We start from the raw sequence: 9,931 nt of genomic DNA, 5'->3' as shown, positions 1-9,931 counted from the left end.
GTTTGGGCTGACGAGCTCCAGGTATCAATCAGGCGAAATCGACTGGAACGGCAGGATATCGCGCTGCGGGGATGAGATGATGCGGACGATGCTCTACGAAGCAGCGCAGAGCATGTTGCGTTCGAAGAAATGGTCCTGGCTTAAGGCCTGGGCCATCCAGATCGCCAGGCGCCGCGGAATGAAGAGGGCGATCGTCGCCCTGGCCCGCCGGCTGGCCGTCATCATGCACCGCATATGGATTGATGGCACCGAGTTCCGGTGGACCCGGGAGCCGGCCACGGCCGCAGCATGAAAGCCGTTCAAGATCAAAACCGATAAGGAGAAAACTCGAGATCCACCCAGCAGTGGAAAGATGTCCCTCGCGGGACGATGGATGAGGTGAGTCCGCATGTCCGCTTGAACCTGCCGTTCAAACTGACGGCAAGGCCGCGGCTAAGATTGTTCTACCTTGTCCTCGAATCCCATAATGGAAGGGCCCTGGTGCCGATTCCGAAGAGAAGCACGAGCCCGTGAGCGACATCGACACTGCAGTGGCGGATAGTCTGAAAGTGCTTGACCTCAAACGGCCGATTAGAGAAGCAGACATTGAATTGTAGGCGAAGCCCGTAGCGTTCGAAAACGTCCCAAATGGACCTTGGCAAGCTTACACGTTCGTCGCCCGAAATGAACTTCGCAATTGGCTGCTGCGCCAATCAGCCCTGCACCTGAGTGGGTTGATCGGTTTTGGGAGGTAACGTAGTCGTTCGCGATGAGCAAACGTACGGCCGACGCTAAGGCCGCAGCCCTTCCCGATACGAAAGCCATACTGCTGGGGGTCGCATGCGGTCTCGGCGCGGCGCTTTTCTGGGCTCTCGGCTTCGTGGCGACCCGGCACGGCCTGAAGGTCGGGTTTTCGCCTGTGGACCTGCTGATGCATCGCTTTTTGTGGTCAGGCATGGTGTTCCTCCCGCTCGTTCTACGCGCCGGCCTAAGCGATCTCTGCGGCATCGGATGGAGCCGTGGCATAGCGCTGATGATGCTGGGCGGGCCGGTGATGTCGCTTATCAGCTATGCTGGCTTCATGTTCGTGCCACTGGGGCACGGTAGCGTGATCCAACCCTCCTGTGCGACCCTAGGTGGACTTTTTCTAGCGGTCGTCTTGCTTAGAGAACCGATCCCACTCTCTCGAATCGCCGGCGCTTTAGTCATCGTTATCGGCCTTGCCGTGATCGGTAGCGAGTCAATAGGTCATATGGGACTGAGCGCCGTGATGGGCGATTTGATCTTTGTTCTGACTGGATTGATGTTTGCAAGTTTTGCCACGCTGGTACGCTATTGGCGTGTGTCGGCGTTCTCTGTGGCTACAGTCATCAGCGTGTTGTCGCTCTCGCTGTTTCCTCTGTATGCCGCGTCGGGTGGGCTCGTTCGCGATGCAGCCATCGGCCTAAGCGAAAATGCGTTACAAGCCATCGGCCAGGGTGTCCTGGCTGGGCCCGCAGCAATGTATTCGTTCACACTGTCAATCCAGCTACTCGGAGTTGCCCGCGCAGCTGTTTTTCCTGCGATCGTACCGGCGCTAACGTTGCTGTTGGGGTGGCTCCTGATTGGCGAGGCACCGACCACGCTGCAGGCGGTGGGTTTGGTTACCGTATTGGCCGGATTCTATCTCGCGCAACGGCAGAGTTAGACGGTTTGCCGTCGCTTGCGACGTCGAAAGGGCGCGGCTCCTCCGTCACTAGCCGTTGCACCGTGCCAGCGCCCAGCGCCTCGCCGATCTTCAATATGCCCGTGCCGCCCCTGTAGAGGCGTAGGATGCGCTTTACAGCAACCCTGCCGCGGCATCCTTAAATAGCTCAGCATCGCGAACGTAGCCCCGCAGGGTATCCACTGATTTATGACGGGATACATCCGTCATCTTGATGCGCCCTTCACCGGCATAGCATCGGGGTGGATCAGTTTGATTCCGGCGGTCGCTATTTTTCGTGGGGGCCGTCTGTGCAGGCGGTCTGCACACCGGTCCCTCAGCCGGCTCTACACGGGCTGATGTGGAGGCTTCAAAATTTGTGGCGGACCCAGTGGGGCCCCCCGCTCCCTCCAGAGCAGGGCCGTCAGGGGGGTCGTACCCCGGAGGGCGGGGGCGGCCGCCTCGCTGCGCGGTAGCGGATCGCTGTCCTGATATTGCTCGCTATCACCCGCCACAGGCCAGCCCAGGCCAGGGCGAGCGCCCCGCTTAGGCCGACGAGCGCGAGGATGAACCCAGCGTCGCCTTCCCGCCATTGTGAGGCCGGCTTGTTCGCGCTTCGGGAAGCTGAGACGCGGCTCAGGTTGCGCTGCATTGTTACGCTGCACTCAGTTGAGTGTGTTGCATCCAGTCCGCGGTTTGCCATCGATCGGCGCGCGAATGACGCGTTCTTTGAGCATCGCGGTCAGCTCGGCGAACTCGCTGATTTGGCGGTGCTGCAGCGCATCGTCAGTCAATGTCCCGCCGGTGCCACGATGGTGCGCGCCACCGGACGACCCTTGTGTTATGCTGACTCTGCCTAGACAGGAAGGAATAAACAAGCGATCAGGGCCAGGCAGGGGAGGACCACTCATGGATCACGATCTCGATCGGCGCGAGTTTACCGTTGGTTTCCTGACAGCAAGCTTTGCGCTTGCGCTGCATCCAACCGCCGCCGGCGCCGCGACGGAAAGCCCCAGCACCGCGGTCCTCGACCAGCCTTGGGCGGTTTGGGACGAGGCTGCCAAGCCGATGCGCGGCGGTATCTTCCGCATCGCCGCCGCGCAGTATATCGGCAAGATGAATCCCAATCACTGGCCGGTGCTGGACTGGGTTTCCATGGGCTACTTCCATGAGCGCCTGATGATGAATGATGGCAGCTACAACTCGACCGTGCTGTGGCTCGCCGAGAAGCTGAACTGGGAGAGTCCGCAAGAAGTCGTCATGACGCTGCGCGAGGGCGTCACCTTCCACGATGGCTCTCCGTTCGACGCCAAAAGCGTGAAATATCAGATCGACTGGATTCGCAATCCGGCAAGCAAAACGTGGGACGCCGGCTGGCTCGCGCAGCTCGACGCGGTCGAGGTCGTCGACGACCGCACGCTGCGCTGGAAGTTCAAGATGCCCTGGGCCGGCTTCAACGGCGTCATGGCCAACGTTCCGGGCTACGTGATGTCGGCGAAAGCGCTGCAGGACGATGTCGACAAATACGACAGCCAGCCCGTGGGGACCGGCCCCTACATTGTCGAGGAGGGCAGCCCCGACAATTATCTCAAGCTCAAACGCAATCCGAACTGGTGGTTCGCCAAGGCAAGCAGCCATCCTGACATGCCGTATTTTGACGGTATTCTCGTGACTATCGTTCCCGACCCGGCCGTACGGCTCGCAAACTTGCGCGCCGGCAAGATCGACGTGCTTTTGCTCGACAAGTCGCAATACGCCGTTGCCAAGACCGATCCGGGGCTCAATGTCCACCGCTACCCCGGCAATCACGTCATGGCGCTTCGCTTCAACAACACCAAGAGCGTGTTTCAGGACATCAGGCTCAGGAAGGCCGTGAGCCATGCGATCGATCGCCAAGCGCTGATCGCAGGCACGCAGTTTGGCCTCGCGCGCCTCGCCAGCTGCATGTATCCGGAGGACCACTGGTGTCACAATCCGATCCTGAAGCCGGTGACGTACGATCCCGACCTGTCGAAGAAGCTGCTCGCTGAGGCGGGTTACGGCGGCGGGCTGACCGTCAAGGGCTACTTCAACAATACGACGATGGGCCAAACCATCGCCGAGGCCGTCAAAGGTATGTTGGCCCAGGTCGGCATCGACTGGCAGGTCGACCTGATGGCGCCGGCGGCCTATGCCACGCGCATGCAGAAGATGGACTATGATCTCGCGCAGGGCGGCTGGATCTGGATCTATGATCCCGACCTGATGCCGACCGGACTCTATCACCCGCAAGGCGGCTTCAATTTCGGGCGCAGCAAGAACGACGCCGCGATCGCATTGATCGAGGCCGGGCGCAAGGAAACCGATCTCGAAAGGCGCCGCGCCATCTACTGGCAGCTCGAAGAAGTCCTGTACAATTCATACGAAGACGCCTGGCTCTGGTGGGAGGAAACTGCAACGGCCTATCGCAAGCAGGTGGAGGGTTGGAACCAGGAAGGCTTCCTGAAGTACCAGGACGCTTGGTTCTGGTCGCATCCGCTTTGGTTCAAGGACGGCAAGGCATAAGCCGGCCGTATCGTCGCTGACTAGGCGAACCACGGGGATGGGCAAGTATATCGGCATCCGGCTGGCGCACGCGCTGGTGATCCTGGCGATCGTGGTCGTGCTGGTCTTCATCATCGCCCGGATCATCCCGGGCGATGCGATCATGGCCGCCATGGCCGGCAGCGTCGATCTGCACGACCCATCGGTGGTGGAGCGAGTCCGCCACCAATACGGGCTCGATCAGTCGATCCCGGTCCAGTTCGCGGTCTGGCTCGGCGAGTTCCTGCGCGGCGACTGGGGCACCTCGATCGGCACCGGACAAAAAGTGCTCGACATGTTCGTGCAGCGGCTGCCGGTCACGCTGGAACTGTTCGTCGGCGCCACGCTGTGGTCGATCGCGGTCGGCATTCCCGCCGGCATCCTCGGTGCCTTGAAGCGGAATTCCGCAGCCGACATCGCCGTGACCACGGGTGCGATCATCGGGGTCTCGCTCCCGCCATTCTGGGAAGCCATCGTGCTGATCTACCTCTTTGCTGTTTTGTTGCCGATCTTTCCGCCGTCGGGCTATGTACCGTTCTTCGAACATCCGCTGCTCAACCTGCGTGCCGTAGTGCTGCCGACCTTCGTGCTCGGCACCCATGCCGGCGGACTGCTTGCCCGTTATGTCCGCTCCAGCCTGCTCGAGGTGCTGGGCCAGGATTACGTGAGGACGGCTCGCGCCAAGGGGTTTTCGGAGGCAGCCGTCATAGCGCGACACGCGCTCAAGCCGGGCATGATTCCGGTCGTGACCGTGATCGGCCTGTCCTGGGGGGGCCTGCTGGCGGGCGCGTTCTTCATCGAGGTGGTCTTTGCCATACCGGGGCTAGGGCGCATGAGCGTCGATGCCATCTTCCAGAAGGATTATCCAGTGATGCAGGCGATGCTGATCGTTGTCTCGCTCAACGTGCTCTTGGTCAATCTGCTGGTCGATATCCTCTATGGTTATATTGATCCGCGGGTGCGGGTGCGCGGATGACGGACCTCGTTCACCCCGCCACTGCCGTCGCGGTTTCGCCGGCTTCGCGCAATCCGGCGCTGGCGCTGCTGCGCGCCGTCGCCCGCCATCGCCTCGCCTCCGTCGGTCTCGTCATCATCGCGACGCTGATCATTATTGCGGTCTTCGCCCCCGTGCTGGCACCCTACAGCCCGTTTCAGCAGGATCTCTATCACGTCCTTGCGCCGCCCAGCCGCCTCCATTTGCTCGGTACTGACAACCTCGGGCGCGACTTGCTGTCTCGCCTGCTTTACGGCGCCCGCGTGTCGCTCTTAGTCGGCATCGTCAGCTCGCTGGTCTCGGCCGTGATCGGCGTTGTTATCGGCCTGATCGCAGGCTTCAGGGGCGGCATGGTCGACGCCATCATCATGCGCATCACCGATGCCTTTCTGTGCTTCCCGCCGCTGATTTTCATTCTGGCGATGTCGGCAGCACTCGGTCCTGGCCTGCAGAACGTCATTCTGGCGTTTGCGCTGTTCGGCTGGACGTACTTTGCGCGGCTTGCGCGCGGTCAGGTGCTTCTTGTCCGCGAGCTGCCGTTCATCGAAGCGGCGCGTTCAGTCGGCGTGCCCGCGACGCGCATCATGTTTCGTCACATCCTGCCCAATATTGTGGCGCCGGTGCTGGTCGCGATCACCATCGGCATCGGCGGCGCAATCCTGGTCGAAAGCGGCGTGTCGTTCCTCGGGCTTGGCGTGCAGCCGCCGACCGCGAGCTGGGGCAAGGAACTCCGCGTCGGGTTCACTTACCTCGAAGCGGCGCCGCTGTTCTCGATCGCGCCGGGCGTGATGATCTCGCTTGCGATCATCGCCTTCAATTTCGTCGGCGACGGCTTGCGCGACGCGCTCGATCCGCGTCTGCGCGGCGCCAATCGGGTGTCGCGTTGAGCGGGGCCGTGGCGAAGACCGCGCCTGAGGCGCTGCTCAGCGTGCGGGATCTCACGGTCGAGTTTGCAACCGACGCAGGCATCATCACTGCGGTTGACGCGGTCTCTTTTGACCTCCAGGCCGGCGAAATCCTCGCACTGGTTGGCGAAAGCGGTTGCGGCAAGAGCGCGACCGCGCTCGCGCTCTTGCGCCTGATCGCCGATCCGCCGGGCCGGATCGCCAACGGCGAAATCCACTTTCGCGACCGGGAGCTGCTGTCGGCCGATGACGCGACGGTGCGCGACATCCGCGGCAATCGCATCGCCATGATTTTCCAGGAGCCAATGACGAGCCTCAACCCGGTCTACACGATCGGCCGCCAGCTCGGTGAGCCGCTTCAATTGCACAAGAACCTGCGCGGCGACAGCTTGCTTGCAAAATGCCTGGCGCTGCTGGAGTCCGTGAATATTCCCGAACCGCGCCGGCGGCTGCAGAGCTATCCGCATCAGTTCTCCGGCGGGATGCGGCAGCGCATGATGATCGCGATGAGCATGAGCTGTGATCCCGACATCGTCATTGCGGATGAGCCGACCACCGCTCTCGACGTGACGATCCAGGCGCAGCTGCTTGAATTGCTGCAGGCGCAGGTCGCAAACCATCGCGCCGCGCTGCTTCTGATCACACATAATCTCGGCGTGGTGGCGCGCTACGCCGATCGCGTCAACGTCATGTACGCCGGACGCATCGTCGAGAGCGCAAGCGCTGACGAGATCTACCGGACGCCACGTCATCCATACACGATCGGGTTGCTGCGCTCGGTGCCGCGGCTCGACCAGCCGATCTCCGAGAAACTGTTGCCGATCGAGGGCCAGCCGCCAAATCCGCTTGATTTGCCGTCCGGCTGCGCATTCCATCCGCGATGCCCATTGGCAATTGACAAATGTCGCGCCGAGGTACCGGCACTGACGCGCCACGCCAATGGACACGCCGTTGCCTGCTGGGTCGACGTTCGTGACTGAGCCGATGACCGATAACCTGGTGTGGCTGCGTGCGCTTGTCGTGCATTTCCCTGTCCTCAGCGGTTTGCTGCGGCGCCAGCCGGTCGGCACCGTGCACGCCGTCGACGGCGTCGATCTCGAAATCCGGCGCGGCGAAACGCTCGGACTGGTTGGCGAAAGCGGTTGTGGAAAATCGACTTTGGGTCGTGCCATCCTGCAGCTGGTACGGCCGACCTCTGGCGAGGTCTGGTTCGGCGGCACCGATCTCACCAAACTCAGCGACGAGGAGATTCGGCCTCTGCGCCGTCGCATGCAAATGGTGTTTCAAGACCCCTTTTCGTCGCTCAACCCCAGGATGACCGTGGGCGATACCGTTGCCGAGCCGATGCTGGTGCACGGCCTGGCGGCAAATGGGGCTGAAGCCCGCGAAAAGGCGACTGAGCTTTTCAGGATCGTCGGCCTCGATCGGGGAATGCTCGATCGCTTCCCGCACGAATTCTCGGGCGGCCAGCGCCAGCGCATCGGGATCGCTCGCTCGCTCGCGGCGCAGCCGGACTTTATCGTTTGCGACGAGCCCGTTTCGGCGCTTGATGTTTCGATCCAGGCCCAGATCGTCAACCTGTTCGAGGCGTTGCGCGACCGGCTTGGCCTGACTTACATCTTCATCGCGCACGATCTGGCGGTGGTGCGACACCTGAGCGACCGGATCGCCGTGATGTATCTCGGCAAGATTATCGAGATCGCCCCGAAGCAAAGTCTCTATTCGTCGCCGCTGCATCCTTACACGGAGGCGCTGCTGGCGGCGGTGCCGGTGCCGGACCGGGCGATCGAAAAGAAGCGCAAGCGAATAGTGCTGCAGGGCGAAGTGCCATCCCCGCTCAATCCTCCCAAAGGCTGCCGCCTGCATCCGCGCTGCGCCAAGGTGATGAGCCGATGCCGCATCGTCGAGCCTGCCCTGAAGCAGCAGGCCGAAGGTCATTGGGTCGCCTGCCATCTCTACGACTAGTCTAGAGCGATGTGCAGACGCGCGGTGTCCGAGCTTCGGACCATGAGCGGTCGTTCCAGCGACATGAAGCACATTCTAGACGGCAGCACAGGTGCAGTGTCGTTCGTTCCACCATCAATCACACATTAACTGCGCTCAATGTCTCGGCTGTCGTCCGCGGAGACGGTCGAAGCCCTGCTTTATGGCGGCGAAGCGGTCGTCGATTAAGGGCTCGAACTCAGTGTCAGTGAAGATGTATGGCCAGTCATTTTCGATGCCTTCTCGAACCAATTCGCCGACATAGAGCGGATCGATGCCCTTGGATATCCGCTCCTGAAATTGTTTGATGACGTCAGCGACGGGACCTTCTGTCGGCGGGGCTTCAAGAGCGCTAGCGAACCGCTGAGGGACATTGCGGCCTGAGTTCATGATTTGCGTGCGGACAAAACCCGGACACAGAATGGACACTCCGATCGCCCGCGGCGCAAGGGTGATGCGCAGTGACTCGGAGAGCGCAACGACGCCATATTTGCTCACATTGTACAGAGGATTTACTTCTCCTGAAATCAGTCCAGCGATAGATGCGGTGGAGACGATCTGTCCTCCCTCGCCGTGCGCTTCGATCAGCGGGCCAAAAATCTCGATCCCCCAGATCACCGACATCAGATTGACGCCCAGAACCCAATTCCAACGCGCGTCGGACCAGCGGCCGTAGTTGCCGCCAGCGCCAACCCCAGCATTGTTGACCAAAATGTGGACCTTGCCATACCGCACGACGGTGGCGTCCGCGGCCGCCTGCAACTCTGCCTTAAGTGAGACATCGGCTCTCACCCCATCAACATCAGCGTTCGTGAGCTTCAAGCCTGATATCGCCTTTGCCAGCGCCTCCTCCTCGATATCGCAGAGCATGACTTTCACTCCTGCTTGCGACAGCGCGGTAGCGATCCCCAGTCCGATACCAGATGCGGCGCCCGTGACGAACGCCGTCTTTCCAGACAGGTCTTTCATGCACGTTTCCCTGCGCTTCTATTTGGCCAGAGCCGCTATTGTTTCACTCGCTCGGTTGCATGGCAATGGAATCTCCCCCTTACTTGAATTACTGTGGGGGCGTTTCCCCGGCGACAACCCTATTCGCTTAAGGTCATCCGCGTCGGTTCCATCGCCTTGCCGGCATTTCCGCTCTGCCTCCTGAAAGCTGACATTTGGGTAATCGCCCGAGTTCGTCGGTGTGGGCCAGTAACGGACTCATGCTGCGAAAAATTCGGGGCCTTAAAACTCGTTGTCAGTCGTGCAACTCATCGAGCAGCGCCTTGGACTCCTTCAAGTAACGCGTGTCGAAGCCTTGGGTGAACCAGCCGTAGATCGGCGCGAGAAGATCACGGGCTGCGCCGCGCCTGTCCTGTTGGTACCAGAGGCGCGCCAAGCTGATCGATGCCCGCAATTCCAAAAGCTTCGCGCTCTGCCGCTTCGCTGTGCTGCGCGCCCACAAGGCTGCGCAGGCTGAGGAGCTGCTAAAGCTCGGAGTGCGGCAAACCGGCGACACCCTAGTCTGCGCCCACCCCGACGGCTCGCTGACGCATCCGCGCTGGATTTCCAAGAAGTGGGCCAAGGCCATCATCAAGGAGAGCGGGCTACCTCGGCGGGGGGGGGTCCATCACTTGCGGCACGCGCACGCGACCCAAATGCTGGCCAACGGCGTCCACATTAAGGTAGCTAGCGAGCGGCTCGGACATTCTACCACCGGCATCACTATGGACCTGTACCAGCACGTGATGCCGGGCATGCAGGATGACGCCGCCGCCCAGATCGACGCCGCCTATCAGAAGGCCATCGCGGGCCCATCACGCGATCAGGGCTGAAATG

General features: G+C 61.5%; 11 protein-coding genes. 8 read left to right on the top strand and 3 right to left on the bottom strand.

Annotation, left to right across the window (positions count from 1 at the left end):
- The coding region (locus A3AI_RS43175; RefSeq protein ID WP_024517233.1) for a transposase at window positions 1–292 on the top strand (292 nt) is incomplete at its 5' end.
- A gap of 456 nt (window positions 293–748) precedes the next feature.
- Window positions 749–1,666, top strand: a complete 918-nt coding sequence (locus A3AI_RS0119795; RefSeq protein ID WP_024517232.1) for a DMT family transporter — start codon at window positions 749–751, stop codon at window positions 1,664–1,666.
- A 662-nt stretch (window positions 1,667–2,328) separates the two neighbouring features.
- Here A3AI_RS0119795 and A3AI_RS49985 read toward each other — a convergent pair.
- Window positions 2,329–2,457 carry a hypothetical protein gene (locus tag A3AI_RS49985; RefSeq protein ID WP_283807253.1) on the bottom strand — a complete coding sequence of 43 codons (129 nt, stop codon included), beginning with the start codon at window positions 2,455–2,457 and terminating at the stop codon, window positions 2,329–2,331.
- A gap of 115 nt (window positions 2,458–2,572) precedes the next feature.
- Here A3AI_RS49985 and A3AI_RS0119785 point away from each other — a divergent pair, with 115 nt between their 5' ends.
- The 5 genes from A3AI_RS0119785 to A3AI_RS0119765 are packed head-to-tail and all read left to right on the top strand — an operon-like array spanning window position 2,573 to window position 8,089.
- Window positions 2,573–4,207: an ABC transporter substrate-binding protein gene (locus A3AI_RS0119785; RefSeq protein ID WP_024517231.1), complete on the top strand. Its 1,635-nt coding sequence runs from the start codon at window positions 2,573–2,575 to the stop codon at window positions 4,205–4,207.
- A 37-nt stretch (window positions 4,208–4,244) separates the two neighbouring features.
- A complete protein-coding gene (locus A3AI_RS0119780) occupies window positions 4,245–5,201 on the top strand; it encodes an ABC transporter permease (RefSeq protein WP_024517230.1) in 957 nt (318 codons plus the stop codon).
- Window positions 5,198–6,106, top strand: coding sequence for an ABC transporter permease (locus A3AI_RS0119775; RefSeq protein WP_024517229.1), 909 nt, complete (start codon window positions 5,198–5,200; stop codon window positions 6,104–6,106). The genes A3AI_RS0119780 and A3AI_RS0119775 overlap by 4 nt, the downstream gene beginning before the upstream one ends.
- 8 nt (window positions 6,107–6,114) lie before the next feature.
- Complete coding sequence (locus A3AI_RS0119770) at window positions 6,115–7,104, top strand: ABC transporter ATP-binding protein (protein WP_024517228.1); 990 nt, start codon at window positions 6,115–6,117, stop codon at window positions 7,102–7,104.
- Window positions 7,105–7,108: 4 nt separating this feature from the next.
- Window positions 7,109–8,089: an ABC transporter ATP-binding protein gene (locus A3AI_RS0119765; RefSeq protein WP_036048751.1), complete on the top strand. Its 981-nt coding sequence runs from the start codon at window positions 7,109–7,111 to the stop codon at window positions 8,087–8,089.
- 135 nt (window positions 8,090–8,224) lie between these two features.
- Here A3AI_RS0119765 and A3AI_RS0119760 read toward each other — a convergent pair whose 3' ends face one another.
- The gene (locus A3AI_RS0119760) at window positions 8,225–9,076 is read right to left on the bottom strand and encodes an SDR family NAD(P)-dependent oxidoreductase (protein ID WP_024517226.1); all 852 of its coding nucleotides are present in this window, start codon (window positions 9,074–9,076) and stop codon (window positions 8,225–8,227) included.
- A gap of 274 nt (window positions 9,077–9,350) precedes the next feature.
- Window positions 9,351–9,509: a hypothetical protein gene (locus A3AI_RS48795; RefSeq protein ID WP_198030150.1), complete on the bottom strand. Its 159-nt coding sequence runs from the start codon at window positions 9,507–9,509 to the stop codon at window positions 9,351–9,353.
- A 31-nt stretch (window positions 9,510–9,540) separates the two neighbouring features.
- Between A3AI_RS48795 and A3AI_RS45410 the strand changes: the two genes are divergently transcribed.
- Window positions 9,541–9,927, top strand: coding sequence for a tyrosine-type recombinase/integrase (locus A3AI_RS45410; protein WP_024517224.1), 387 nt, complete (start codon window positions 9,541–9,543; stop codon window positions 9,925–9,927).
- The last annotated feature ends 4 nt before the right edge of the window (window positions 9,928–9,931 follow it).

Source organism: Bradyrhizobium sp. Tv2a-2 (assembly GCF_000472425.1).
GTDB lineage: Bacteria > Pseudomonadota > Alphaproteobacteria > Rhizobiales > Xanthobacteraceae > Bradyrhizobium.
This window is presented reverse-complemented; position numbering and strand designations above follow the sequence as displayed.